The organism is Formosimonas limnophila, from assembly GCF_014652675.1.
GTDB classification, from domain to species: Bacteria; Pseudomonadota; Gammaproteobacteria; order Burkholderiales; family Burkholderiaceae; genus Hydromonas; species Hydromonas limnophila.
The window spans coordinates 143,403-169,717 of record NZ_BMZG01000002.1; the positions used below are offsets into that span (position 1 = coordinate 143,403).

At 48.5% G+C, this 26,315-nt stretch carries 32 protein-coding genes and 1 pseudogene; 15 read left to right on the forward strand and 18 right to left on the reverse strand.

What is annotated here, in order from left to right:
- Positions 1–11 precede the first annotated feature (11 nt).
- The gene (gene istB / locus IE082_RS02325; protein WP_229809673.1) at positions 12–791 is read left to right on the forward strand and encodes an IS21-like element helper ATPase IstB; all 780 of its coding nucleotides are present in this window, start codon (positions 12–14) and stop codon (positions 789–791) included.
- 385 nt (positions 792–1,176) lie between these two features.
- Here istB and IE082_RS02335 read toward each other — a convergent pair whose 3' ends face one another.
- The 6 genes from IE082_RS02335 to fdxA all read right to left on the reverse strand — a co-directional run bounded on the left by IE082_RS02335 (position 1,177) and on the right by fdxA (position 5,841).
- The gene (locus IE082_RS02335) at positions 1,177–1,785 is read right to left on the reverse strand and encodes a DUF4136 domain-containing protein (RefSeq protein WP_189490958.1); all 609 of its coding nucleotides are present in this window, start codon (positions 1,783–1,785) and stop codon (positions 1,177–1,179) included.
- A 346-nt stretch (positions 1,786–2,131) separates the two neighbouring features.
- Positions 2,132–2,782 carry an RnfABCDGE type electron transport complex subunit B gene (locus IE082_RS02340; protein WP_189490961.1) on the reverse strand — a complete coding sequence of 217 codons (651 nt, stop codon included), beginning with the start codon at positions 2,780–2,782 and terminating at the stop codon, positions 2,132–2,134.
- Positions 2,783–2,834: 52 nt separating this feature from the next.
- Positions 2,835–4,121 (reverse strand): polyhydroxyalkanoate depolymerase, encoded by a 1,287-nt coding sequence (locus IE082_RS02345; protein WP_189491238.1) that lies wholly within the window; start codon positions 4,119–4,121, stop codon positions 2,835–2,837.
- Positions 4,122–4,244: 123 nt separating this feature from the next.
- Positions 4,245–4,607 (reverse strand): DUF1304 domain-containing protein, encoded by a 363-nt coding sequence (locus tag IE082_RS02350; RefSeq protein ID WP_189490964.1) that lies wholly within the window; start codon positions 4,605–4,607, stop codon positions 4,245–4,247.
- 79 nt (positions 4,608–4,686) lie between these two features.
- Positions 4,687–5,463, reverse strand: a complete 777-nt coding sequence (locus tag IE082_RS02355) for a ferredoxin--NADP reductase (RefSeq protein WP_189490967.1) — start codon at positions 5,461–5,463, stop codon at positions 4,687–4,689.
- A 45-nt stretch (positions 5,464–5,508) separates the two neighbouring features.
- A complete protein-coding gene (gene fdxA, locus IE082_RS02360; RefSeq protein WP_189490970.1) occupies positions 5,509–5,841 on the reverse strand; it encodes a ferredoxin FdxA in 333 nt (110 codons plus the stop codon).
- Between the two features lie 184 nt (positions 5,842–6,025).
- Between fdxA and IE082_RS02365 the strand changes: the two genes are divergently transcribed.
- Positions 6,026–6,412: a sirohydrochlorin chelatase gene (locus tag IE082_RS02365; RefSeq protein ID WP_189490973.1), complete on the forward strand. Its 387-nt coding sequence runs from the start codon at positions 6,026–6,028 to the stop codon at positions 6,410–6,412.
- Here IE082_RS02365 and cobA read toward each other — a convergent pair.
- The 12 genes and pseudogenes from cobA to IE082_RS02420 form a co-directional block, all read right to left on the reverse strand.
- Entirely contained in the window at positions 6,398–7,108 is a 711-nt protein-coding gene (gene cobA, locus IE082_RS02370) for a uroporphyrinogen-III C-methyltransferase (RefSeq protein WP_189490977.1), read from the reverse strand. The genes IE082_RS02365 and cobA overlap by 15 nt on opposite strands.
- Entirely contained in the window at positions 7,108–7,581 is a 474-nt protein-coding gene (locus tag IE082_RS02375) for a GyrI-like domain-containing protein (RefSeq protein ID WP_189490980.1), read from the reverse strand. Before IE082_RS02375 ends, cobA begins: the two co-directional genes overlap by 1 nt.
- Positions 7,582–7,657: 76 nt before the next feature.
- On the reverse strand, positions 7,658–8,047 hold the full coding sequence (locus IE082_RS02380; RefSeq protein ID WP_189490983.1) for a hypothetical protein: 390 nt from the start codon (positions 8,045–8,047) through the stop codon (positions 7,658–7,660).
- Positions 8,047–9,330, reverse strand: coding sequence for a sulfate adenylyltransferase subunit 1 (locus IE082_RS02385; protein WP_189490986.1), 1,284 nt, complete (start codon positions 9,328–9,330; stop codon positions 8,047–8,049). Before IE082_RS02385 ends, IE082_RS02380 begins: the two co-directional genes overlap by 1 nt.
- Before the next feature lie 58 nt (positions 9,331–9,388).
- Complete coding sequence (locus tag IE082_RS02390; RefSeq protein WP_189490988.1) at positions 9,389–10,252, reverse strand: restriction endonuclease; 864 nt, start codon at positions 10,250–10,252, stop codon at positions 9,389–9,391.
- A gap of 214 nt (positions 10,253–10,466) precedes the next feature.
- Positions 10,467–10,877 carry a CopM family metallochaperone gene (gene copM, locus IE082_RS02395; RefSeq protein WP_229809674.1) on the reverse strand — a complete coding sequence of 137 codons (411 nt, stop codon included), beginning with the start codon at positions 10,875–10,877 and terminating at the stop codon, positions 10,467–10,469.
- A 36-nt stretch (positions 10,878–10,913) separates the two neighbouring features.
- On the reverse strand, positions 10,914–11,543 hold the full coding sequence (locus tag IE082_RS02400; protein ID WP_189490991.1) for a DUF2238 domain-containing protein: 630 nt from the start codon (positions 11,541–11,543) through the stop codon (positions 10,914–10,916).
- 138 nt (positions 11,544–11,681) lie between these two features.
- Positions 11,682–12,611 carry a sulfate adenylyltransferase subunit CysD gene (gene cysD, locus IE082_RS02405; protein ID WP_189490994.1) on the reverse strand — a complete coding sequence of 310 codons (930 nt, stop codon included), beginning with the start codon at positions 12,609–12,611 and terminating at the stop codon, positions 11,682–11,684.
- 264 nt (positions 12,612–12,875) lie between these two features.
- Positions 12,876–13,640, reverse strand: coding sequence for a phosphoadenylyl-sulfate reductase (locus IE082_RS11175; RefSeq protein WP_229809683.1), 765 nt, complete (start codon positions 13,638–13,640; stop codon positions 12,876–12,878).
- A 24-nt stretch (positions 13,641–13,664) separates the two neighbouring features.
- Positions 13,665–14,141, reverse strand: a pseudogene (locus tag IE082_RS11180) (DUF934 domain-containing protein); the annotation flags it as partial.
- A gap of 170 nt (positions 14,142–14,311) precedes the next feature.
- Positions 14,312–15,970 carry a nitrite/sulfite reductase gene (locus IE082_RS02415; RefSeq protein WP_189491001.1) on the reverse strand — a complete coding sequence of 553 codons (1,659 nt, stop codon included), beginning with the start codon at positions 15,968–15,970 and terminating at the stop codon, positions 14,312–14,314.
- Between the two features lie 17 nt (positions 15,971–15,987).
- Entirely contained in the window at positions 15,988–16,965 is a 978-nt protein-coding gene (locus IE082_RS02420; RefSeq protein ID WP_189491004.1) for a sulfite exporter TauE/SafE family protein, read from the reverse strand.
- A gap of 381 nt (positions 16,966–17,346) precedes the next feature.
- Here IE082_RS02420 and IE082_RS02425 point away from each other — a divergent pair, with 381 nt between their 5' ends.
- From IE082_RS02425 to IE082_RS02480, 13 genes are all read left to right on the forward strand, one after another.
- The gene (locus IE082_RS02425; RefSeq protein ID WP_189491007.1) at positions 17,347–17,922 is read left to right on the forward strand and encodes a GbsR/MarR family transcriptional regulator; all 576 of its coding nucleotides are present in this window, start codon (positions 17,347–17,349) and stop codon (positions 17,920–17,922) included.
- 146 nt (positions 17,923–18,068) lie between these two features.
- Positions 18,069–18,515, forward strand: a complete 447-nt coding sequence (locus IE082_RS02430) for a thiol-disulfide oxidoreductase DCC family protein (protein WP_189491010.1) — start codon at positions 18,069–18,071, stop codon at positions 18,513–18,515.
- Between the two features lie 56 nt (positions 18,516–18,571).
- Positions 18,572–19,453 (forward strand): NAD-dependent epimerase/dehydratase family protein, encoded by an 882-nt coding sequence (locus IE082_RS02435; RefSeq protein WP_189491013.1) that lies wholly within the window; start codon positions 18,572–18,574, stop codon positions 19,451–19,453.
- A 6-nt stretch (positions 19,454–19,459) separates the two neighbouring features.
- Positions 19,460–19,714, forward strand: coding sequence for a hypothetical protein (locus tag IE082_RS02440; RefSeq protein ID WP_189491016.1), 255 nt, complete (start codon positions 19,460–19,462; stop codon positions 19,712–19,714).
- A 35-nt stretch (positions 19,715–19,749) separates the two neighbouring features.
- The gene (gene lnt / locus IE082_RS02445) at positions 19,750–21,378 is read left to right on the forward strand and encodes an apolipoprotein N-acyltransferase (protein WP_189491017.1); all 1,629 of its coding nucleotides are present in this window, start codon (positions 19,750–19,752) and stop codon (positions 21,376–21,378) included.
- Positions 21,379–21,447: 69 nt separating this feature from the next.
- Positions 21,448–22,047 (forward strand): DUF445 family protein, encoded by a 600-nt coding sequence (locus IE082_RS02450; protein WP_444542691.1) that lies wholly within the window; start codon positions 21,448–21,450, stop codon positions 22,045–22,047.
- Positions 22,044–22,598: a DUF445 family protein gene (locus tag IE082_RS02455; protein WP_189491022.1), complete on the forward strand. Its 555-nt coding sequence runs from the start codon at positions 22,044–22,046 to the stop codon at positions 22,596–22,598. Before IE082_RS02450 ends, IE082_RS02455 begins: the two co-directional genes overlap by 4 nt.
- 70 nt (positions 22,599–22,668) lie before the next feature.
- Positions 22,669–23,112 (forward strand): YitT family protein, encoded by a 444-nt coding sequence (locus IE082_RS02460; RefSeq protein WP_308428990.1) that lies wholly within the window; start codon positions 22,669–22,671, stop codon positions 23,110–23,112.
- Positions 23,113–23,136: 24 nt separating this feature from the next.
- On the forward strand, positions 23,137–23,277 hold the full coding sequence (locus IE082_RS11385) for a hypothetical protein (RefSeq protein ID WP_308428991.1): 141 nt from the start codon (positions 23,137–23,139) through the stop codon (positions 23,275–23,277).
- 89 nt (positions 23,278–23,366) lie between these two features.
- Positions 23,367–24,317, forward strand: coding sequence for a glycine--tRNA ligase subunit alpha (gene glyQ, locus IE082_RS02465; protein ID WP_189491024.1), 951 nt, complete (start codon positions 23,367–23,369; stop codon positions 24,315–24,317).
- A 10-nt stretch (positions 24,318–24,327) separates the two neighbouring features.
- The gene (locus tag IE082_RS02470; RefSeq protein WP_189491027.1) at positions 24,328–24,969 is read left to right on the forward strand and encodes a hypothetical protein; all 642 of its coding nucleotides are present in this window, start codon (positions 24,328–24,330) and stop codon (positions 24,967–24,969) included.
- Positions 24,970–25,059: 90 nt separating this feature from the next.
- Positions 25,060–25,983: a DMT family transporter gene (locus IE082_RS02475; RefSeq protein ID WP_189491030.1), complete on the forward strand. Its 924-nt coding sequence runs from the start codon at positions 25,060–25,062 to the stop codon at positions 25,981–25,983.
- Between the two features lie 7 nt (positions 25,984–25,990).
- Positions 25,991–26,260: a sulfurtransferase TusA family protein gene (locus IE082_RS02480; RefSeq protein ID WP_189491033.1), complete on the forward strand. Its 270-nt coding sequence runs from the start codon at positions 25,991–25,993 to the stop codon at positions 26,258–26,260.
- Positions 26,261–26,315: the final 55 nt, after the last annotated feature.

Genomic DNA, 26,315 nt, shown 5'->3' on the forward strand with positions numbered 1-26,315 from the left:
GGGTAACGCACGTGAGTTACTCACTGCTGAGCGTACTACTTAACCATCATTTGAAACAACTGCGTTTGTCAACCTTTGTGCGTGAGCACGAGAAGATTGCACTCGAATGCGCTCAAGGCGATGTTGACTTTCAGCGTTATTTGCTACGCCTGTACGAATTGGAACACATTGACCGTGATCGGCGCAACATCGAGAGGCGAATTCACCAAGCCACGTTTCCACAAGTCAAAGGGCTGGACACGTTTGACTTCGAAGCCATTCCGAGCTTGAACAAATCATTGGTGCTTGAATTGGCAGGTTGCGAGTGGATTGAACAGCGTGAGTCGGTGATTGCTTTGGGCAATGCGGGGACGGGAAAAACCCACACTGCTTTGGCGTTGGGATTGGTCGCTTGCCAAAAGAATCATTCGGTCTTCTTCAGTACCGCTGCCGCGTTGGTGCATGAGCTGATGGAGGCAAGGGATGAGCGGCGTTTATGGGCTTTGCAAAAACAACTGGCGCGAGTGCAATTGTTGATCGTTGACGAACTGGGCTATGTACCATTTACCGTTGTCGGCGCTGAGTTGTTGTTTGAAGTCTTCAGCCGACGCCATGAACAAGGGGCAACATTGGTCACCAGTAACTTGCCGTTTGATGAATGGACTTCCGTGTTTGGATCTGAGCGTTTAACTGGCGCTTTGCTCGACAGGCTCACGCATCATGCTCATATCCTTGAAATGAATGGCGACAGCTACCGACTTGAGGTGCGTAAACGACGCAAAAATGATAAGGAGGCTAATTTGGACGGTTGATTGAGTTTATGAAATCGGGATTTACGATACAATTCTCAACGAGGACTTCGGTCTGTTTCTTTTAATGCTCAGTGGCTCAACTTTACTCCGTCATCTGGCTCAATTTTACTGTGCGATTTACATGATCCGCTTGGCATACAAAGATCCAAACACCAATACCTAACCGCGCTCCGCCATCATCAGATCTATATATCAATAATTCAACGAAAACCGATAATATAACCACACACAGTGGCTAATGATCTCACTCGGAAAACGATGGCGGGCGTAAGGATTCTTTGGATTCATCCGCTCATTTTAACTTAGACTTTAGGTTAAGATGAGTTAACTTGACAAGGCCTCTTCAAACTTCGAAAGTTAATTTGACAATGCCATGTGCAGATGTCTATTGTGCAGACTTTGCAGGTGCCGCAGGTGATGTGATAGGGGTGGGCAATTTAGTAAAAGTCTTGGCCACAGCTTGATCAATCAGGGGCAATAAACTTGACAAGTTTTGTCCCGTTACGTCTGCTTGAGCAACGCCTTCCCAAATCAGTTGATTGGCACTGGTATCGACCAAATCGATATTTAAAGTACCGTTGTCATAGTTTCGTATGGTTGTATAAGCACCACCAAATCCATCGTACAAACCATAACGATAACCATAGTAACCACTAACTCCGTAAGTTGGTGCCGGAAAGAAAGAAGTTGTTTCGTAGGTTTCTTGAGTAATGTTGGTGTTCAGGTTGACCAACAGTTGGGGTTTTGTATTTGTCAAGGTAAACCCGCGTGCTTGCATTTCTCTGTTCACGTACTCTTTTAAGTTGCTGGTGAGAATGGATTCTGTACCTTGTTTTTTATCGGTACCCAGGGGGCTAAAATAGCTATAAGTGTGGTATTTAGAAAAATCGGTGCCAGGTCGTGCAACAGCCGAAACGTCAATAGATGCGCAACCTGTTAGTAATGTGTAAGCAACAGCAGTGCTAAACAAGGATTTAATAAGTTTAGTTCGCATGGGGATTCCTTTCTATGGTCATGTATCGTTTTGATCTGCCCTCGTTTCAGCGGACAGTTTAAGCAGCGAATTTAAGGCTTGCTGATTCGAATTTTACAGCACTTTGTTATCCCATAGGCTTCAATACACCAGAAGATTTAACGTATAGCGTGTTCCATTGATTCGAAAGGAAGCATAGACATGTTCGAGCTTGAGCGTGTGTAAGAAGCTCTCACAAGCGGCATTGTCGTAACAATTACCTTTTCCGCTCATACTGGATTTCAAAGCAGAAAGCCAAGTTTCTTTGCGGTATTAACCAATTGTTTCACATGACAATCACGTTGTGATTCTGTGTGTGAATATCGCCTCACGAGCGTCGTGCACGTGCACGAGTTAGTGCTGCTTGAATGAGTGCTAACTTTTGATCTTTTTCATTTTCGGGAAAGTCAGCTGTGGATAGTTTCTCTTCTAATTGTCGGATATGCTTTTGACGTGTTTGTGTTTTGATGTGATTTAAGCGTAGATTGCGTGCGTCATAGCGGATTTTGGCTTTTGTTGCTTGTTTTTCTGACCAGTCTGGACTTTGATTGACATCGCTGGCCAGAGGCATGTCAATACAATCAACAGGGCAGGGAGGTACACACAGGCCGCAGCCTGTGCACAAGTCTGGCAAAACGACGTGCATGAGCTTGCTTGTGCCAATGATGGCATCGACTGGACAGGCTTGAATGCATTTGGTGCAACCAATGCACTCAGCTTCGATGATGCGGGCGATCTGCCGTGGTTGCTCGATACCGTTCTCAGGGTTGAGTGCTTGGATGGCTTGACCTGTGATCTTCGCGAGTTTGGCGATGCCCGCTGCACCACCAGGTGGGCATTGATTGATGGGTGCGTTTTCAAATGCAATCGCTTGCGCATAAGGGGCGCAGCCGGTATAGCCGCATTGTGTGCACTGAGTTTGTGGCAAGGCTGCGTTGATTTGCTCTGCGAGTTCTTCGAGTGATTGAGATGCGTTCATAAGTTACCCCCCCCTCGGAGGCGGGGTGTTGTGGATTGTGGTTTTGCTGACATCAGTCTGATTTCGCCTTGCTTCTTGACGCAGTTGTTGGTTTTTCTGTGAGCAACTCATTCGCTGCGATGAAGTCGCGAATTTTTGGATAAACTTTTTCGCGCCAGCGGCGACCAGAAAAGATACCGTAATGTCCTGCACCTTCAGCAGTGTAGTGCTGTTTGCGGGACTTCGGAATGCCTTTACATAAATCCAGTGCGGCTTTTGTTTGACCTGGCCCCGAGATATCGTCAAGTTCACCTTCAACGGTGAGTAAACCGACATTGGTGATGTCTTCTGGTGCAACCCGTTGACCTTTGACCACCCATGTGCCTTCGGGTAGGGCGTGTGTTTGGAACACCGTGTGGATGGTTTCTAAGTAAAACTCAGCGGGTAAATCAAGCACCGCATTGTATTCGTCATAGAATTTTCGATGCGATTCAGCGTCATCATCGTCGCCTTTGATGAGGCTGAGATAAAAGTCCCAATGAGAGTTCGCATGACGCGAGGGGTTCATGGCGATGAAGCCAGTGTGTTGCAAAAAGCCGGGATAAACGTGGCGCATGTAGCCGGGATATTTGGCTGGTACACGTTGAATGACGTTGTTTTTAAACCATGACAGAGGGCGCTCTGTGGCGAGGTTGTTGACCTCTGTTGGGCTTTGGCGTGTGTCAATCGGGCCACCCATCATGGTCATAGACAGCGGAAGACGTTCTTTATTTGTCGCCATCAGTGATACTGCGGCCAGCACAGGCACTGTCGGTTGGCAGACAGACAGCAAATGAACGTCTCCTTCGGTGCTTTGCAGGTACTTAATGAAATTTTGGATGTAGTGAATGTAGTCATTCAAACCAAACCTGCCCTGTGAGAGCGGCACCATACGTGCATCTATCCAGTCAGTGATGAAAACATTGTGGTCTTGCAGCAGCGTGCGTACTGTGTCGCGCAGCAACGTAGAGTGATGCCCTGAGAGCGGTGCACAGACAAGCACGGTGGGGATTGCAGTTTTGACTTTGGCGGGGACGTCGCGAACGAACTTGCGTAGCTGACAAAACGGCTCGGTCAGTGCAATTTGCTCAGTGATACTCACTCTTTTGCCATCAACCAACACAGTTTCGATGCCGAACTCGGGTTTTTGGTATTCCTTACCCAGTCGATAAAACAGCTCGAAGCCCGCATAGATGTGTTGGCTCAGTGGATTGTATGACCAAGGGTTGAGTGGGTGCGCTGCAAACTCAGCGATGTGGTGTGCCACATTGGACAGTGGTTGCAAGAACGACTGTTGCCATTCACGAACTTGATAAAGCATAAGTGGTATTCCCGTGTAATCAGAGTTGATTTGTCTGGATTGAGCCATTGACCTTTTCGGCTTCTGATGGGCAGTGGGTTATTGTATGTAAAAAAGCCAACTAAGTACTGTTTTTTTCAAGAGTTATCCGAAAAACAGTGCCGCCATCGCCAGCAGGGCGGGGACGGTTTGGATGTACAGGATTTTTCGTGCGGCTGTCAGCGAACCATAAACGCCTGCAATGGCCACACAGGCCAAGAAAAACCAAGCCAATTGCGTCCCAAACACTGTATTAGAATGCAGTAATGCCCAGATTAAGCCCGCAGCGAGAAAGCCGTTGTATAAACCTTGGTTGGCAGCCAAGGCTTTGCTTTGCTCTGCAAACTCAGGTGTGAGTTTGAATGCCTTTTGACCTTTGGACGTGTTCCACAAAAACATTTCTAAAACCAAAATGTACACATGCAAAACCGCAATGAGCCCGATTAAAATTTGTGCAGCAATCGACATAATAAACCCCTAAAAAATCAATGCTTGAACCCTTGATAAAAATCGCCGATGCTTCGGCGATTTTTGGCTGGTTATGATGTTACTTTTCGACAAATGCGCGTTCAATCGCATAGTGTGCAGGTTCCCCCATGCGTGGTGACTCCGTAAAGCCCAGGTCGTTGAGCATTTCGGATGATTCTTTGAGCATGGAGGGTGAGCCGCAGATGAGCACGCGGTCATTCTCAGGATTCATTTGCGGCAGGCCAATGTCTTGCGCTAATTTGCCACTTTTGATTAAATCTGTGAGGCGGCCTTGGTTGCGGAAGGCTTCGCGGGTCACTGTCGGGTAATAGATTAATTTAGCGCGCACATCTTCGCCAAAGTATTCGTTGTTCGGCAATTCGTTTTCGATGTAGTCTTTGTAGCCAAGCTCAGAGACTTCGCGCACGCCGTGAATCAAAATGACTTTCTCGTAACGCTCGTACACTTCGTGGTCTTTGATAATCGACATAAACGGCGCAAGCCCAGTGCCTGTGGCGAACAAGTAGAGGTTTTTGCCTGGTAAAAGATTGTCTTGCACCAATGTGCCCGTCGCTTTTTTACTCACCAAAATTTCGTCGCCGACCTTTAAGTGCTGTAGACGAGAGGTCAACGGACCGTTTTGTACTTTAATCGAATAAAACTCGAGTTCTTCTTCGTAATTGGCACTGACGATGGAATATGCGCGCATCAAGGGGCGGCCATCAACTTCCAAACCAATCATCACGAATTGACCATTAATAAAACGGGTACTGGGATCACGCGTGCAGGTGAAGCTGAACAACGTGTCGTTCCAGTGGTGAACGCTGGTGACTTTTTCGTAATTGATGTTTGACATGGTTGATAAATTCCAAATGATAAAAAATAACGGGTACTGCTTTGATTAAGATGGATCTTTAATTAAGTGTTGCAGTTTGTCGGTTTTTTTGACCCAATCATCGGCATCAGGGAGAGCTTCTTCCATGCGTGTGATGGTTGGCCAGATTTTTGTCAACTCAGCATTGAGCGCAATCATGTGCTGCTGGTCAGCTGGCACATCTTCTTCAGCGACAATCGCTTCAGCAGGGCACTCAGGGATACAAACCGCGCAGTCAATGCACTCGTCTGGGTCAATGACTAAGAAATTAGGGCCTTTTTTGAAGCAGTCAACGGGGCACACATCGACGCAGTCGGTGTAGCGGCAATTGATGCATGATTCGAGAACGACGTGGGTCATGGTGTAATTCCTCTATTAAAACAGTTATTTTGGTCTGCTGTGACGCGACAAACTCGGCTAAAAACAAACGACTATTTTACCGCATTTATGCTGCATCGCGTTAGAAAGAAAACGCATATGCTTATGCCATCAGATGTTGCACACTGGTCGCATCAGTACAGCTAAAGTTGCTACAATGGCGCTCATGAATACAGCCCTCATTTTATTTGCCCATGGTTCGCGAAATTCGGCGTGGAAAGAGCCATTCGAGCGCATCGCGCAAACCGTTCGTGAACAAAGCACCGCTCGTGTAGAGTTGGCCTTTCTTGAACTCATGACGCCAACTCTGCCAGATGTTATGCAACAACTCACCAATGACGGTGTACAGCAGTTCACCATCGTGCCGCTTTTTTTCGGGCTGGGTAACCATGTGTCGCGTGATTTGCAGGACTTGGTTCATGCCTTCGCCAGCCAGCATCCACAGGTGAAGATTCATGTTTCGCCCCCATTGGGTGAGTCAGCCGCAGTGCTGCAAGCCATGGCTCATTACGCGATGGAACAAGCAAATCCTCTCAACTCAAACCAGAGCTAATCCCACCATCAGCAAGCACGGCGCAACACTTTCAGCTAAATGCCACTGTGGCAGCTCCTGCAGCGTGAGCCGCAGACACTCTTCGCTGGTCCAACTCGCACCACGAACAATCATCGCGGGTGTTGTCGGTGACCAGCCCTTTGCCAACAAACGTTGGCCAATCTCGCCCAACTGCTTGCCTGCCATATAAAAAGCCAAGGTCTCTGACGGATTTAACGCCGCATCCCAATTATTTTCAGGCTGTGCGGTACCAACAGTGGCTGTCAGAAAACGTACGCTGCGCGTTACTCCACGCCGAGTCAATGGCGTTTGCGCCACTGCTGCGGCGGCCAGCGCAGCAGTGACACCGGGCACGACTTCGACGGTCAAGCCCGCCTCTTTTGCGGCGCTGATTTCTTCATCCAAACGTCCAAACATCGACGGGTCGCCGCCTTTGAGGCGCACCACATTGGGGTACTTTAAACCGTACTCAATTAGCAACGCATTAATTTCGCTTTGCGGCTTGGCATTGCCTTTCGAGCAGCGTTTGCCCACATCCACCCGCAGCACATCAGCGCGACAATCATTGAGTAGATTGGGGTCAATCAAAGCATCAAACAGCACCACATCAGCGTTTTGCAATGCTTTTAAACCGCGCACCGTGATGAGGTCTGCCGCACCCGGTCCCGCGCCGACGAATGTGATGGTGTGGTTCATTATTTTGTTTGAGCGGGTTGAACAGCGATGAAGATTTTGATGTCATTCTCATCAACCATCTGCTCAAAATCAGTGGTGTAGCGGCGTTGATAGAGCGCATCAGTCTGCGCAAAGTATTGCCAAACCGCCATCCAGCCGTCAATCATCCGCTGCGGCATCTCGCCTTTGGTCTCAAATACCAAATAATCACCTGCTTCAATCGTCACGGTTTGCAAATGCGTTGTCGGTGCTTCGGTGACTTTCACCCCAGCAATCACATCAAACGAACCCGTGTGGTCTGACTCGTAGTTCGTATAAACGCCATACACAGGACTACCCTGAATGCGCTCGGGAATTTCAAACAAATCCTGTGCAAAAAAGTCCGACCACAGTGCACGAATTTTGCCGTTAGGGGTTTGTTCGGTAGCGTTGTCTGTGCGAATGGGTAAGCCTGCGACTTGGAATGACTCGATGGTTTGGATGGATGTTTTCATAGGCTTGTAATGTAAAAGTGTCGAGTGGCGATCATTTGGCTTTATCACGGTTATGGTATGTAGAGTAGACCAAGAGCTACGCGATAATTTCCTTAGATTGTTTTAAGGTCTCTTTGATTTTATATCGTTGATATAAATAAATCAGACAGCATAAAGAAATTGTCAAAATACAAATAACAGTTATTGCATAAGATTGAGTTTCAAATAGCTTGTTATTGTCAAATAAATTCGGAATGTTAGTAAAAAACTGCATGATAAAACTAATGCAGAGCATTAGTGCACCGATAAAATAATTGACTTTTGTAACAACTAAAGCCTCTAAAATATCGTTGTTATATCCAAAATAAGCTATCGATTGTTTCTTTATTTGTTCTGGAGTCATTTTTAAAGAACCTAAACAAAACAACACAGAAGCAATAAAAGCCAGAATAATCGCAATGAGGTTTATAAAATCTTTAATATTCATTATGCAAACATCCCCGCCGCCAATGTCTGATTACTCACCTCATCAATCACTATAAACTGCCCGCCGATTTTCACGTCGCTGTAAGCATCGGTTGGTAGAGCGTGCTGCAGTTGTAAACCAACACGGGCAATCTCATTCATTTTGAGGTCAGACGCTGCGCTGTGCTCCTCTAACGCATGAATGTCGAGTTTGTACTCAATCGTCGGGATTTTCGCGGCGATGGTGCGCGTGCCGTGTTTGATGAAGTATTTGCGCGAGGGTGACAAAGGTTCTTCATTGAACCAGCAAATATCCGCCGCGCGGTTTTTGGTCACTTCTGCCGCACTACTTGCCGCGTTAATCCAATCACCGCGCGAAATGTCGATGTTGTCCGCGATGGTCAAAGTCACCGACAAACCCGCGTAAGCCTCCTCACGCGTACCGTCGTAAGTGTGAATGCCCGTGATGGTTGTTTCGCGATTTTGTGGCTGAATCGTCACTTTATCACCGACGCGTACGAGACCCGACTCAATGCGACCTGCGTAACCACGAAAATCATCAATCTTGTTGCCATCGTGGCGCACGACTTGTTGCACGGGGAAGCGGAATGCGTGCACCGACTCGTCGGGTACTTCGAGATTGTCGAGCAAGGTCAACAGCGGCTCACCTTTGAACCATGCCAAATCATCCGACGCGTGAACGACATTGTCCCCCTTGAGCGCAGACAGTGGAATCGGGGTGTAGGATTGCAGGCCAACTCGTTTGGCGAGATTGGCATAACTTGCCACGACTCGGTTGTATTTCGCTTCGTCGTAGTTGATTAAATCCATCTTATTCACCGCGACGATGACGTGCTTCACGCCAATCAGTGCGATCAACGCCGAGTGGCGTTTGGTTTGCGTCAACAACTCAATTTCACCGTCGGTATCAAAGTTTAATTTGCCCGCATCGACGAGAATAATCGCCGCGTGCGCGGTCGATGCGCCCGTGACCATATTGCGTGTGTATTGCTCGTGACCTGGGGTGTCAGCGATGATGTATTTGCGGCGCGGTGTGGCGAAGTAACGATACGCCACGTCGATGGTGATGCCTTGCTCGCGCTCTGCTTCGAGGCCATCGGTGAGCAGGGATAAGTCGACGCTGTTGTCCGTCGTGCGGTTGTGTTTTGATTTGCTCACTGCGTGGAGTTGGTCAACAAAAATGCTTTTGCTGTCGTACAGCAAACGCCCGATGAGGGTTGATTTACCGTCATCGACGGAACCAGCGGTTATGAAACGGAGGAGGCCTTGGTTGTGGTTTGGCATGATAATTCCTTGTTGATTTTTAGGCGCTTTTAGAATGGAGTAATCTACGATTGGATAGTTACCAATTTTTAACCACTTTATCTTTAAAAACTAGTGTTTTAGTTTCAGTTTCAGCTTGCAAATACTCAATAACTCCAAGTAATTCTTTTGAAAAATCTATGTTTATTTGTGATGCTAAGGTTGGATAAATTTCATAAGTTAATAAATAGTCTCGAAGTTTTAATTTATTGTTTGCATGTAGATACGCTTCTTTAAATTCACGCTTTACATCAAAACTACCATCAGAACCAACGTGTTCGCTTCTTAATCTACTTTGCAATTCATGTAAGGAGTATTTCTCATTCTTTTCTACGTCCTCAATAAATACCTGATTTGAGGGCATGCTCAATTGTTGCGAAATATCTAAATTAGGGTGGTTTGAATCTATCCATTCCTGATCAATGACAGGAGAAAATTTTGTTATCCGAGCAGGCGATTTAGCGACTAAATTGATTCTAATTTGTTTGACATAGGGATTCCCATCGCTATCTTGCCAATCGTCATCATTTTGTTCTCTGACAATTAATAAATTGATTTTATATTTTTCAGCTTTATTTTTTGCGCCAGACTGGTATCCTTTTGTTGTTGCAAATATAGGCGTGATATCAGGTAAGTCGTGAAGTTTGCCAATTAAAGCGTCAATTTTCTCTATAGTTATTGAAGAGTTATAGTCTTTGCATTCAATTACTGATTTATAAACTATCCCGCCTAACTCATACTCCCAATACACATCAAATTGGCGCTCCTGTCCAAATCGGTCAATAATTTTTTTGTTTGTTTCAACGCAGATATTTTGCTGTGAAGAATGGACTTCTGAGTCAATTAAAGCTTGATAAATTTTCCCTACAAACTCTTCATATGCTTTGCCAGTATTTTTCGTCATGTGGTTATCTCCTATAGCCCGTAGAGCGCAATAAGCGGTTTTTGCGCATTGCGCCGCATGTTTCTAATTTGTCACTTTGTTTAAGCCCACAGTGTCATGCGCCTTTGGCTTGTTTCACACGGCATTTCTTTGCCTTGCAGGGAGATTGCGAGTCAAGCCCGCAATGACACGGTGATCGAATGTGGCCTTGTATTTTTGCGTTTCCCCATTGAGGTCACTTCATGGCTTTTAGCCATTCTTGCATATCCGCGATTTCTTTCTTTTGGGCATCGATGATGTCTTGAGCCAGTTTACGCACCTTTGGGTCTGCACCGTGCTTGAGCACCACTTCGGCCATTTCGATGGCGCCTTGGTGGTGAGGAATCATGCCTGCGAGAAAGTCTTTGTCCGCATTGCCTGAAAATGTAATCGCCATGTCCCGATGCATTTTGTTGTTCACGGTTTCAAAGTCTTGTGTTGATTGACTCTTTGAACCTTCTGAAACGGCGGGCATGTTGCTGTGCCCTTGGTGTGCTGCATGTTCATTGGCATCGGTTGGTTTTTGTTGCATTGAGTTGGCTCCGTAGCCCAAAGAAAAGGCAATCGCTGTCAGCAAAGTCATTGCAATGATGGTTTTGTTGTTCATGATAAAACTCCTGTGTAAAATTTATGGCGTATTGGTTTAAAATTTATGCTGATTCATTTGTCGGTTGTGCAGGGCTGATAATAACACCATGCCCATCAGCGCGCCGAGCAGCGCAAAGCCCATATCTGACTGAGTATCCCACGCATAGCCTTGTGTGCCCAAAAACTCATCCGCCCCTTGTCCAAGCAGTACCGCCGCGAGCCACTCAAGTAATTCGTAAACCGTGCTCAAGGTCATCGCCACGCACACGGCCAATACACTCGCCACCCGCAATGACCTGACCCAAGCACGTCGCCACAGCCATTCTCTGGCCGCCAAAGCAGGGACAAAGCCTTGCATAAAATGACCGATTTTGTCATACGGATTGCGTGAATCACCGAGTAAATCCTGTAGCCAAAACCCAAAAGGCACTCTCGCGTAAGTATAAGCCCCACCGACAATCAACACCAAAGCATGCATCATAATCAAAATATAAAGCAAATCAGTCCATACGAAGCTGCGTCGACTCATCCAAAGTACAGGGTAAACCAGCAAAACAGGTGCAACCTCCATCCACCAAGTGGCTCTGTCGTAAGGGGCGATGCTTGACCACAATAGAGCCAAAGCAACCACAATGGTTCCCAGTAGTAGATTAAGCGGTAGGTGCTTTGAATGTGTGGTTTTCATTTTTTGTTCAGGCATTGGGCTGTAGGGCGCAATAAGCGATTTTTGCGCCTTTGGCTTATTGCCCCAATGTTTCTTTGCTACGCTGGGAGATTGCGGGTCAAGTCCGCAATGTCTCGCTATTTGACAATGACGCAGTGCTTAGAAATAACCTTCCTTTTTGCGCTTTTCCATTGAGGCTTCACTGGTTTGGTCATCGAGTCGGGTTGCGCCACGCTCGGTGATGGTGGTCTCAGCCGTTTCTTCCAAAATTTTGTTCACATCATCAGCAGCTGAGGCAACAGGGCTGGTGCAAGTCATGTCGCCGACGGTGCGAAAGCGGACGCGTTGGGTTTTGAGGCTCTCGCGTTCTGCGTCGGTTTGCGGTGGTGTGATTGGCATGTTGGATACGATTAAACCATTGCGCTCAAATACTTGGCGGTCGTGGGCGAAGTAGATGCTCGGCAGCTCGATTTGTTCGCGTGAGATGTATTGCCAGATGTCCATTTCGGTCCAGTTGGAGATGGGGAAGACGCGCATGTTTTCGCCTTTGTGGACGCGGGTGTTGTACAGGCTCCAAAGTTCTGGGCGTTGTGCTTTCGGATCCCATTGGCCGAAGTCGTCGCGGAATGAGAAGATGCGTTCTTTGGCGCGGGCTTTTTCTTCGTCGCGGCGTGCGCCACCGATGCAGGCGTCGAAGCCGTGTTCGGCGATGGTTTCGATCAGTGTCACGGCTTGCGCGGCGTTGCGGCTGTCGGTGTCAGGGTTGCGCAGGCGCACTGTGCCTTTGCGGATGGATTCTTCGACACTACCGACGATGAGCTTTTCGCCGATTTTATCAACGATGTAGTCACGAAACTCGATGACTTCGGGGAAGTTGTGCCCCGTGTCGATATGCACGAGTGGGAAGGGCAGTTTGTTCGGGCGAAATGCTTTGAGTGCCAAATGCAAGACGACGAGCGAGTCTTTGCCGCCTGAGAACAATAAAGCGGGCTTTTCGCACTCGGCCGCGAGCTCGCGCAGGATGTGAATGGATTCGGATTCGAGCCAGTCGAGGTGGGCGGAGTTGAATTGGTTGTTAAAATCAGTCATAAATCACTTAGATAAATATAAAATTAAAAATTCGGTCGTTTAAGGTTTCGCATCCCACAGGCGTTTTAAGCCAAAAGTGAGTAAAAGCCCGCCAAATAGGGATTCAAAATAGGCTTTGAATCGATGTATAGTAGTTCCATGCTGTGCTCCAAATGTTCTCTTAAATAAAACAGTCATACCGCACTTAGCTGGTTGTGCATGTGGTATCTCCATATTCAGGAGGTTGCGGGGCAATCCCGCAATGGCGGCGCAAAAGGTATAGGTTTAATCCACCTCATCTTCATGCGTTACGTGCTCGCCGTGCTCGGCAATGTGCAGCCCACATTCTTTGGAGTCCGCCGACTCCCACCACCAGCGGCCTGCGCGGATGTCTTCACCAGGTTTGATGGCGCGGGTGCAGGGTTCGCAACCGATGGATGGGTAGCCTTTGTCGTGCAGCGGATTATAAGGCACTGCGTTTTGGGCGATGTACGTTTTAACATCGTTAAATGTCCAGTCGGCGAGGGGGTTGAATTTATCCAAATCATTCGCTTCGTCAAACTCGTGCTCTTGTAAGGTGGTGCGCGTCATGGCTTGTTCGCGGCGTTGGCCTGTGACCCATGACTTTTGTCCTGCGAGTGCGCGTTGCAGCGGTTTGACTTTACGGATGTGGCAGCAGGCTTTACGTAAATCGACCGATTCGTAAAAGGCGTGTTTGCCGTGTGTGCTGATGTACTGTTCGACATCGGGTGTGTCAGGTGTGTATTGCGTCACGGTTAAGCCGTAGTGTGATTGAATCACGTTGACCATATTGACGGTCTCGGCGTGCAGCATGCCTGTTTGCAGGGTAAAAATCCCAATTGGCAGTTGCGCTTTGGCAATCATGTCGGTGATGACCATGTCTTCAAACGCGAGTGACGAGGCAAATACGGCTGGGCTGTGTTTGGCGGCGATGTCGGCGAGTAGGCTTTGCGTGTGTGCGACTTTCTCGGCAAGTGTGCGCTTGGTCTGGCTTGGTGCGGTGGTCGCTTGAGTTTGTGTTAAGCCCATGTTGTCACGGAGGAAAAACGGCTGTGCGTTGTCGCTTGAGCCTTGGTAGCTGACGCTGAAGATATTGTTCAGTGAATGCAAAGCCGATTCGATTTTTTGGTCGTTGCGCAAGCTAAAGGCATTGAAACCGACGCGGCTCATGTAATACAACTGGTCGACCAAAACTTCGCCAATGGCGCGCAGTTGATGCTTAAATCCGCAACGGTTGCGCAAAATATAAGCAATCGAGTGGCTGCGCCCGTCGGTGAACTTGGGGTAATCGAGTGCGATGACGGGGAATTGATTCCAGTCAATGTTGAGGTGCTCAGGCTCAGTGGTGTTGGTGAGCCACACGCTAATGTCATCTCGACCGTGCAGGGCAGGTTGGGCTTGCCAAACGTCGAGCGGGACGATGCTGTGCGCAGTGACGGCAATCGTTGCCACGTCGTCGGTTTCGGAGAGACGCAAAACCGTCCAGTTGTCGGTGGCGGCTTGGTTGTTGAGGATGAAGGGTGTGGTCATGGTGTTCTCGGTTTTTTGATGAGTACTCAAATCTTTATTCCGTCATTCCAGCGTAGACGGGAATCTTAGTCAAATGCGCAGCATATGTTGATGACATCCGTTGCACAAAAGTCGACGGTTCGCCTTGCGCACCTCTGGATTCCCGCCTGTGCGGGAATGACGTTTTCCGGTCAATGCTTCGGCGGATACACAGCTTCCTTAAACGGCGTGATGCCAATGCGTTGCACGACGTCGATGAATTTTTCATCCGCGGCGCGCTGCGCAACAAATACATTGATGATTTTTTCAATCACGTCGGGTACTTCGGCGGCCGAAAACGACGGGCCGATGATTTTGGCAATTGCGGGTGAGTTGCCGCCGTTGTTGTCGCCTGCTGAGCCGCCGAGTGAAATTTGATACCACTCCGAGCCGTCTTTGTCGACGCCCAAAATCCCGATATGGCCGACGTGATGGTGACCGCACGAGTTCATACAGCCTGAGATGTTGAGCTGAATCTCACCCAAGTCATGCAAGTAATCCAAATCGTCGAATCGATCCTGAATCGCATTGGCAATCGGAATCGATTTGGCGTTGGCGAGTGAGCAAAAGTCACCACCTGGGCAGGCGATGATGTCTGTGAGCAGGCCGATGTTGGGCGTTGCCAAGCCCTGTGACTTGAGCGCAAGCCAGACGCTGTGCAAGTCCTCCTGCGCAACGTCCGCCAAGATTAAGTTTTGTTCATGCGCCACGCGAATCTCGCCGAAGCTGTATTGCTTAGCCAAGTCCGCGACGAAATTCATCTGCGCCGTGGTCGCGTCACCGGGTGCGATCCCGTTGGGTTTGAGCGACACGACGACCGAGGCGTAGCCCGCGATTTTGTGCGCGCGTGTGTTGCGCTCACGCCAGCGGGTGAAGGCTTTGTCGCTGGTGTCGAATTCGACGATGGGGCGTGTAGGGTAGGTGCGCTGGGTGAAGTGTTGCGCGACTCGATGCAACTCAGCTTCGGTCAATGTGGCTGGGCCGTCGATGAGGTGTTTGAACTCGGCTTCGACTTGGCGGGTAAACTCCTCTGCGCCTAAGGCTTTGAGCAAAATTTTGATGCGCGCTTTGTACATATTGTCACGGCGGCCATGGCGGTTGTAGACGCGCAAAATCGCCTCGCAGTAGCTCATCATGTGTTGCCACGGCAAAAATTCGCGAATTACCGTGCCGACAATTGGCGTGCGCCCCAAACCGCCACCGACCAAGACATTGATGCCAATCTCACCAGCGTCGTTTTTGACAATAAATAAACCGATGTCATGCACCGAGGTTGCCGCTCTATCTTCAGCGGCGGCCGATACCGCGATTTTGAACTTGCGCGGCAAGCCCGCAAACTCAGGGTGAAACGTGCTCCACTGGCGGATGATTTCGCAAAATGGGCGTGGGTCGGTCACTTCATCCGCCGCCACGCCTGCGTACTCGTCCGACGTCGTGTTGCGGATGCAGTTGCCCGACGTTTGAATCGCGTGCATTTGCACCGTCGCCAAATCTTGCAAAATATCTGCGGTGTCTTCTAATTTGGGCCAGTTGAATTGGATGTTTTGGCGCGTCGTAAAATGCGCGTAGTCGCGGTCATACTTGTGGGCGATGTGCGCCAACATGCGCAGTTGATTGGCTGACAACAAACCATACGGAATCGCCACTCGCAGCATCGGCGCGTGGCGTTGGATGTATAAGCCGTTTTGTAAGCGCAGCGGGCGAAACTCCTCATCCGACAACTCGCCTTTAAAATAGCGATTGAGCTGGTCGCGGTATTGGTTGACGCGCTCTTGCACGATGGTTTGATCGAGGGCTGTGTATTGGTACATGTGGTGTTCCGAATGTTTTATAGGAAAAATTGAGATAGGTTAAAGAAGCTAACGCTTGTAATCAAACAACCCACCAAAATCAATAGAGTTTTGGGTTTAAAGTGACGAGTGGCCAATGCTGCGAGTGGCGCTGCAAACATCCCGCCAATCACCAAGCCTGCGACAACGACCCAAACAGTGCTGTCTAACAAAGTGAAAAAAGCTGCCGCCACAACAATGGTTAAAAAGAACTCCGCCAAATTAACCGAGCCGATGGTGGTGCGGGGGTTGTGCCCTGCGCCGATCAACGATGTGGTGACCACTGGCCCCCAACCGCCGCCGCCTGTGGTATCCACAAATCCGCCTAAGACAGCCAAGGGTGCCACTTTTCGTGCGCGAATGTCCTGTTTGAGGTGAATGTGTCGAAAGGCTTTGCTCAAAACATACAATCCCATCAGGAGCAAATACGCGTTGATAAATGGTTTAAGTATTTTACCATCGATATTGGTTAGCACATACGTGCCCAAAAGCGCGCCGATAATGCCTGGTATGACCAAGCTTAGAAATAACTTTTTATTGACGTTGCCTAATTTGATGTGTGAAAAGCCTGACAATCCCGTGGTGAACACCTCAGCCAAATGTGTCGCACCACTGGCCACAGCAGGCGGTGCGCCAGTCGCTAATAAAAAACTGCTGGAGGTGATGCCATAAGCCATGCCCAATGCGCCGTCAATGGTTTGTGCGAGTAAACCGACAAAAAGCGCCGTCCAAAAAACGGGGCTTTGCAATGCTTCATTAATTAAAGTCAATCCACTTTGCTCATGGCTACCAAAGAATAGTCTGTGTATCAGAAAGAGTACCAATGCCAACAAGACCGCGATAATTGCGTAACCAATGATTCTCAGCAAAGGATGTTCGGAGGCGTGGGTGACTTCATACTCAATGGGTGGTAGGCCTAATTGCGCGTGTTCTTCGTTGACAAGTGTTTCGTCGAGGTCAAGACGCCGAATTTTCATACGTTAAATTCCAAAATGTGTCTCGGTACGTTCAGTTGCAGCATCTTTGTTCGATGGATGAGCTTGGTGGACCGTTTTGCGTTGTTAGCAATGAATCAGCACCGATGGTGCTTGGTTAAAGATTGGCCGCATTATAGGTGATATCAATATAACTTAAAATATGGATTTTTTATTATTTAATATGAAATAAGAATAAATGAAGAGGGTTTTTGTTGGCTTATCGCACAATTTTGTGAGACTTATGCATCAAAGTGGCTGTACCGATTAGTTTTCTGAATTAGTAAAGCATCGAATAAAGTTTATTTCTCTATTGACAGAAATTTCTGAATATATGATAATTTAGGTATTGTAAGTAACAAAGAGTTATTGAAAGGCCTCATCATGGAATTATCAGAAGTTTCTCGCCGCTTCATCGTTCACTGGGGTGAAATGGGAACGGCATGGGGCGTTAATCGCACGGTGTCACAGATTCATGCGCTATTATACTTTTGCGGTAAGCCGCTGCATGCAGAAGAAATCTCCGAGACACTGAACGTAGCACGCTCGAATGTGAGTAACTCTCTCAAAGAGCTGCAAAACTGGAAGTTGATTCGCGTGACGCATGTGTTAGGCGATCGCCGAGATTACTTTGAAACGTCGTTGGATGTGTGGGAGCTATTTCGCACGGTGGTGCGCGAGCGCAAAGAGCGCGAGTACGAGCCAACGGTTCGGATGCTTCGTGAGCTGGTCACTCAGCCTGAGTTCGAGCATGAATCACCAGACGCGCAAGATCGCGTGCGCGAAACACTTCGTTTGATGGAGTCATTGGGCGTTTGGGCGGATGAAATGCTGCGTTTGACACCAAATACGCTGGAAAAAGTCTTGCGAATGGGCGCGAGTGTGCAGAAGTTTGTGCGTGGTACACCGAAAAAAGATGGTGACGATGAGCTAGATATCCCATTTATTCCGATGATGTGATGCGGGTTTGGTTGTGTTGAAAATACGGGTACTGGTTGCCCGCTTTACGAGTAAAGATTGAGGTTGTTTTGTGTTGACGATGGCGAAAGCCATTTTTTAAAAACAGTTTATTTCTGTCTATACTGAAATTTAAGAAAGAAAAAATCATGAATGCACACGTTTATCCTTTAACCATTTATTATGATGGCGCTTGCCGTTTATGCGATGCCGAAATGACCAACCTGAAATTACGCAACTTTGACAATAAACTTCGCTTTGTGAATCTCAATGAGGTTGGTGCATCTGGATTGCCAGAAGGCGTGAGTTGGCAGATGGCGATGAGCTTGATTCAAGCGAAACGTGCAGATGGCGAAATTGTCAGTGGTGTGGAAGTGTTTCGTTGGGCTTATGAGGCGGTTGGGATTATGTGGGTGACACGATGGACGACGTTGCCTGTTCTAGGGCGTTTGGCCGATGCGGTTTACCCATGGATTGCGCGAAATCGCCGCCATTTCCCGGGCTTTATCACGAAACTTTTGTTTGAAAAAGCGATTCGACAAGCGGCGCAAAAAGCCGCAGGGCGGCGGTGTGTGGATGATGTTTGCTCGTTGTAACAGAGATTGTGATGGTTGTGGGTTGTTTTTAATCGTGGTTTTCTTGGAGGTGTGACATGAACGTTTTGGTCTGTGGGGCTCGGGGATTTATTGGGTCATACATTGTGGCGTCGCTGGAAGCTACGGGACACAATGTGGTTCGTGGGGTGTCATCCAATGCGGGTGTTGACGAAGTACTGGTGGACTATGCACGGGATACCGATCCAGCGGTTTGGTTACCGCGGTTGGTGGGGATAGATGCCGTGGTGAATGCGGTGGGTGTGTTGCGTGATTTATCCAAGCGTCCGATGCTAGCGGTGCACTCGGATACGCCCAAAGCTTTATTTGATGCTTGCGCCAAAGCTGGCGTGCGACGTGTGGTGCAGATTTCGGCTTTGGGGATTGAGAACAGCGACAGCCGATACGCCCGAACCAAGCGAGCGGCAGATGAACACCTGTGGCAGTTGAATGATTCAGGTGTGCTTGATGGAATGGTGCTTCGCCCGAGTGTGGTGTTTGGTGCGGGTGACGATAGCTCGAGTTTGTTTGTGAATATGTCCAAACTGCCCGTTTTGCTCCTGCCTCGTGCGGTGATGCAGACGCGCGCTCAGCCTGTTGCGGTCGGAGAGTTGGCCGAAGTGGTCGCAAAACTACTCTCTACTGAACATTTGTCTCGCACTGGCTTGATTGAGTGTGTGGGGCCTGAGTTATTGACGCTTGCCGCATTCATCGGTAGTTTACGCGAGCAAACGGGCAAATCGGCTGCGTTCACTTGCGCGATTCCTGACTGGTTGACTCAGCTATCGGCAAAGATGGGAGATGCTGTGCCTGTGACCCCGTGGGGAACGGATGCGCTGTCGCTGTTGGCCAATGATAATGCGAGTGATTCAAAAGCATTTGAAGAACTATTGGGCAGGGCGCCAACACATTATCGAGATTTATTCGCGACGTTTGGGTGAAATGTGATGAGCAATGTGAAGCATTTTGAGTCGGCTAACCAGCGCTTGCTGCGGTTGTCTTTGGTCGCGGTTTGGTTAATTACGGCGCTGGTGAGCTGGTTGGAGTGGCAGGGTGATAGCACGCGCTTGCTTTTGGCGGCTGGCTTGACCAATGTCACGGTGATGAACATTATTAATCATTGGCGGGGCGTTGCAGGATTTCTTGATTGGCTATTGGCTGTGGCTGCGCCCGAGTCGAGTTGTTTTATAATGCGTCATTGATTTTTTAAATTTCACATACAGTCAGGCGAGTGAACATGGTTTATTTATGGGCGTTTTTGTTGGGTTTGTTGCAGGCGGCTAGTTTTTCGCTCGGAACGACAGGTTCAGCCAGTGGTTTGTTGCAGGTCTTGAGTTTGGCTGGTTTGTTTTATTTATGGGCAGTGTCACGGCGGGTGGTTTGGGTGACATTTTGTTTTGGCTGGGCTTGGCTGGGCGTCGGGTTGTATTGGTTGCATTTCAGTATGCATGACATTGGTGGGTTGCCTGCGCCATTGTCGGGATTGGCGATTTTTTTGCTGGCTAGCTATTTGACGGTTTTTTATGTATTGGCTGCGTTGGTGTTTCGGCGGTTCGAGTCGCGTGCACGCGAGTTTGAGAGCGTGCATACTTGGTGTGCGTCGTTTGTGATCGGTTTGCCGTGTTTGTGGGTTTTGGCAGAGTTGGGGCGTGGTTATGTGTTCACAGGGTTTCCGTGGTTAATGGGCGGGTACGCGCATGTGGATAACCCTTTGACCAAGGGCTGGTTTGCGATTTTTGGGGCCTATGGTGTCGGGTTTGTGGCGTCAATTTTTGCGGCGGTGATGGCTTGGCTTTTGGTGTCGCTCACTAATAGACGTGGTGATGTTTCGAGGTCTGTTGAAACACTGGTCATGGCGCGGGTGGTGGTGTGGCCTGTGTTTGTGGTGGCTGCATTGGCTGTGGTGGGACTTGTATTGCAAGGAGTGAGTTGGGGGCAATCTGCCACATCGTTGACTGTGCGTTTGGTTCAGCCGAACGTCTCTCAATCCATTAAGTTTAATGAGTCGGCGATTGTACGTAATACCGAATTATTTTTAAAGGTAGCAGCGTCGAGTGATGCGCCGTTAACGGTGTTTCCAGAGACAGCTTTGCCTTATCCATGGACGATGGCACCTCAAGCACCGCTGGCTGCGCTGTCGGATGAGCTAAAAAAAGACGCGGGTGCGGGCAATTCTCGTGCCGTTATTATGGGCAGTGTCGGTGTAGATGCGGTTCAGCGCGATGCCGATGGGCAGCCGACTTTGTACAACAGCGCGATGTGGTTGGATGCGAATGGTGATGTTTTCAATCCAGCGCGGTATGACAAAATACATCTGTTGCCGTTTGGTGAAGTGGTGCCGTTTGGCTTTCAGTGGTTTGTTGATGCCATGAATATCCCGCTGGGCGGTTATGGGCGAGGTGATTCGATGAAGCCGTTTTCACTCCAAACGGCAAAAGGTGTGGTGAATGTCGGTGTGAATATTTGTTATGAAAACGAGTTTGGCGAGGAGCTGATTCGTGCGTGGGATAGTGGTGATGCGGCAGCACCTAATCTGATTGTCAATGTCACGAATCTGGGTTGGTTTGGTACGATTGACGTCAGCACGTCACAGATGCAACATTTACAAATGTCGCGTGCGCGGGCTCTTGAGATGGCTCGTCCTGTCATCGTGGCGACGAATACTGGTTTGTCGGCAAACATTGACGCAGCAGGCGAAGTGGTGGATCTGTTGCCACCTGAAAAAGCAGTGATACAGGATGTGTCTGTGCAGACCATGACGGGTCGAACGCCATTTACGTATTGGGGCAACTTACCGTTGTTGGCCATCGTGAGTTTCGTATTTGGATTAAATATTTTTCTGCGTCACCGTTACTCGGGAGCCTAAATGAGTCACCCATCAAACAACGTGCGCTACTGGGCACTGGGTTTATTGCTACTGAATCTGGCGGCGTTCATGGGAATACTCGTCGCTCAGCGCAATGGCTTTGATCATCCTGCATTGGGTTTTGTTAAAGCATTTGCTGAAGCGGCGTGTATTGGTGCGCTGGCTGACTGGTTTGCGGTGGTGGCGCTGTTTCGTCACCCATTGGGCATTCCGCTGCCCCACACAGCGATTTTGCCTGCCAAGCAAGCACAACTCGCACGAGGTGTGGCGAAATTCATTGGTACGCATTTTTTAGACCCAGCCATCATCGCAGAGCAACTTGCGAGATTGCAGGTCGGTGAGCGGCTTAATACCTACGCCCAAAGTCAACTCACCACAGAAGTTATTGCCAAACGCTTGCCGAAAGTGTTGCAAAGCCTCATGACTCGAGTGCCGATTAATGCCCCTGATAAACTGATTATCTGGTCACAAGAGTCCATGACCAATTACCTCTCAGGCGATCGACTGGGACGCTCGACGGCACGTCTGATTCAGACTGCCCAAGAACAACAGCTCGACAAAAAGCTCNCGAGCTTGTCAGTGCTGCTCAAAAAGCCGATGCGTCATGGTGGGAAAAAGTCAAAACCCAGTTCACAGGTCAGGCCATCGAGTGGGCGGATGACTGGTTGATCGAAAAAGCCCTCACATGGTTGGCTGATTTCACCGCTAAAGTCCAATCAGATGATGTCCATCCTGTACATGCATGGGTGGGCACGCACATTGATGGCTGGAAAGACCAATTGTTCAACGACGAGCAATGGCACGCATGGCTGGCGACACATATTCACGACTGGTTGCGCACGCCCACAGCAGAAGAGCTTGTTAAAACCATTTGGGACAAAAGCCGTGTTTGGCTTGACGCTGCTGCGCAGCCTGACTCGCCATACATAGAGCCGTTGTCAGGCAAAATCCGTGATGTGATCCTCAATACGATGAGCGATGCTGACCAACAAGCCAAACTCACCGATAAAACCGCTCATGTGGCAGCGAATCTACTTACTGAATATCAGCAAGACATCCGCGACTGGCTCACGGCACAGATGAATGCGTGGAGCAAGGAGCGTCTCACGGATGCGCTGGAAAACGCGATTGGCCGCGATTTACAATATATTCGGATTAATGGCACGTTGATTGGTGGGGTAATTGGGGTGTTTTTGTACGTGGTTGGGCGGATGATCTAAGAAGCCTTTAAAGAGGCTGTCAGGCCAGTGGTGTTGACTCTGTCGATTCCTTCAAGAAAGCGAATAATTTATGAACGAGACAGATCATTTAAAACACAGTCACTTTGAGGATGCGCTGGCGTTGCTGAACGGCACTTTATTTATTTCGCTGGGCATTGCGATGTTTAATAAGGCTGGCCTGTTGACGGGTGGGACGGCCGGCTTTGCGTTTTTGATTCATTATGCGAGCTCGCTGTCATTTGGTTGGGCATTTTTTCTCTTGAATTTGCCGTTTTATTATTTGGCCATGAAGCGTATGGGCTGGGTATTTACGGCAAAAACGTTTTGTGCGGTTAGTCTGATGGCTGTGTTTTCTTCGCTGTACAGCTATTTTATGCAGTTTACGACCAGCAATGCTTATTATGCGGCGGTGATGGGTGGTTTGTTGATTGGTGGCGGCTTTTTGATTTTGTTTCGTCATCAGGCGAGCTTGGGCGGGATGAATACTTTGACGCTTTATTTGCAGCACAAATAAGGTATCAGTGCGGGCAAGCTACAAATGGCAATTGATTTGCTGATTGTGTTGCTGTCGTTTTTTGTGATTGATTCGGACAAAATCGCGGCCTCAATCGTTGGGGCTGTTGCGGTGAACGTCGTCATTGCACTGAATCACCGAAAAGGACGGTATTTATCGGTTTAGATATGTACGGCGGAGCTTGGGTTTTGTGGCTGAAAACGGTACAATGCGGCATTGATTTTCACCCCCTTTATTAAAGTAACGAGCCAATCATGCTGACTTTTCAAGAAACGATTCTGACTTTACAAAACTACTGGAGTGCGCAAGGTTGCGCGCTGCTACAGCCTTATGACTTAGAAGTGGGTGCGGGCACGAGTCACACGGCGACGTTTTTGCGCGCGATTGGCCCTGAGCACTGGCGTGCGGCGTATGTACAGCCATCACGTCGCCCGAAAGACGGGCGTTATGGCGAGAACCCGAACCGCTTGCAACATTACTACCAATACCAAGTGGTGTTAAAACCCGCACCTGAGAATATTTTGGATTTGTATTTGGGCTCGTTGAAAGCGTTGGGTCTGGATTTAACGACAAATGACGTTCGTTTCGTTGAGGATGACTGGGAAAACCCGACGCTGGGTGCGTGGGGTTTGGGCTGGGAAGTGTGGTTGAACGGTATGGAAGTGACTCAATTTACGTATTTTCAACAAGTCGGTGGGATTGATTGCAAACCAGTGCTGGGCGAAATCACTTATGGGATTGAGCGTTTGGCCATGTATTTGCAGCAAGTCGAAAACGTCTATGACCTCGTGTGGACGCGTTGGGAAGAAAATGGCGTGACGCATGAGCTGAAGTACGGTGATGTTTTCCATCAAAACGAAGTCGAGCAGTCTACTTATAACTTCGAGTACTCAAATGCCGAGGTACTGTTCCGTCACTTCAACGAGTTCGAGCGCGAAGCCAAAGTGCTCATGGGTGTGAACCCAGACACGAATGAAGCCATCGATGGCGCACGTAAGCTCGCATTACCAGCGTATGAGCAGGTTTTAAAAGCCGCGCATACGTTCAATCTGCTGGATGCGCGTGGTGCGATTTCGGTCACTGAACGCGCTGCGTATATTGGGCGAATTCGTAATCTGTCGCGTCTTGTGGCACAGGCTTACTATGAGTCACGTGAGTTACTGGGCTTTCCGATGCGACCGACACCGATAGAAAAAGTGGCGTAGGCGCGTGAAAATGGTTTTCAAACATATCATTGTGTCTGTATTAAGCATCTTAAGTCTCTCCGCATGCAAATTAGAAGGCAATGCTTCAGTAAGTTCTGACGCAAGGGTTTTTTTCTCTGTAACTTATGACATGTCTTTGGTCTTGGAAAAGGTGCGTTTACATTTTCCTGACCAGCCTGTGAATAAAGCTTTTACTTGCGAAAGTATGATTTCGGCTAATCCTAATTTGACGAACAAATTAAATGACTTACGTTGTGAGGATGCTCGCGACGGAGTTGTTGTTGTATCTGGTTCATTTAGAGGAAATCAAACGAATGGTGTAAAAGTCGATGATATCAACAAAACAATCAGTGTGAATGCAGTACGTTTGTTTCGGACTATGGTTGATGTGACAGATGATGGTACCGTTCGTGATGGAACTCAAAGAGGAAAGCAGGTGACATGGCTACCCGTAGCAAGGAGAAACGTAGAACAGTATAAAAATGAAGGTGTTAGCATCACGCTTAACCTGACTATGCCAGCGCATTTGGTTAGTGTTGATGGTGTTAAGGCTGATAAGAAAAAAGGTAATGTGGTCAATATAAACTTCATTGATATTGCTGGTAAACCTAACTATGTGGTTGTTGGTTGTATGTTTGAAACTTGTAATTAAAACTAGTATAAACAAAATATTTTGCATAACGCATAACGCATAACGCATAACGCATAACGCATAACTCGTCAAACTTTCGCAGGTTGTACAATGCAATCACAATTGCGTCTTGCTTTTCTCGCTTTAATTTTACCGCCGTTGTTTTGGTCGGGAAATACGGTATTGGGGCGATTGACCGTGACTCATGTGCCGCCGCTGACTTTGAACGCTTTGCGTTGGGGGTTGGCGGCGTTGTTATTTGTGCCGTTTGCGTATCAGCATGTCAAACGTGACTGGCCTGTTTTGTGGCAATATCGCTGGCGGGTTTTGGGGTTGGCGTTGTGTGCAGCGACGGGGTATAACTCATTTTTGTATTTGGGTTTGCGAAGCACGTCGATTGTGAATGCGGCATTGATTAATGCCACCACACCCGCTGTGGTGGGTGTACTGTCTGCGGTTTTGTTGAGAAATCACTTAACGCGTTGGCAGCTCATTGGCGCCGTTGTGTCGATGGTGGGTGTGCTACAGATTGCAGTTCGTGGTGACTGGGCGAGCTTGGCGGATGTGGGTTTACACATTGGCGATGTGTATGTGTTTGCGGGGGTGGTGTTGTATGGTCTGTATACGGTGTTGTTGCGCTTCGCACCGAAGGTTCATGCGTTTAGCTTTATGCAGGCGATTTTTGTGATTGGCACGATTGGCACATTGGTGTGGATGGGGATTTATTGGTTGACGGGCAGCGGTTCGTTGGCGTTGAATGTACCCATCTCGCAAGTGATGTGGCCGATTGTCTACATGGCGATTTTTGCGTCGATTGGTGCGACGTTTTTTTGGAATTATGGTGTGCAGCAGATTGGAGCGATTCGCGCGGGGTATTTTGTGAATTTAATTCCTGCGTTCAGCATTGTGTGGGCGTTGTTGCTGATTGGTGAAGAGATACGGTTGTATCAGGTGGTTGGTATGGCTTTGGTGTGCGTTGGGATTGCTTTTGCGCTGATGGCACGTCGCCAAACTGTTTCAAAGAGTGAGGATTGAAATGTTAATGGTTGAACAAGATGTATTAGAGCGTTTGCAGGCTGAGGTTGTGGCGACGGAAGATGCGCGCGGTTTGAATTGCCCGATGCCGATTTTGCGCACCAAAAAAGCATTGGCAGCAATTGAGGGAGGGCAGTTGCTCAAAGTTTTGACCACAGATAAGTCTGCGGTGGCAGATTTGACGGTATTTGCTCAGCAAACACGGCATGAATTGTGCGCTCAGATTCAAGAAGATGGTTTTGTTGTACACTTTGTTCGTAAGCGTAAAGATATGTAGTATTTAGGTTCGGCTAAAATGGGCAAATTCGGTAAAATAAGGTGTTTTTCATTCA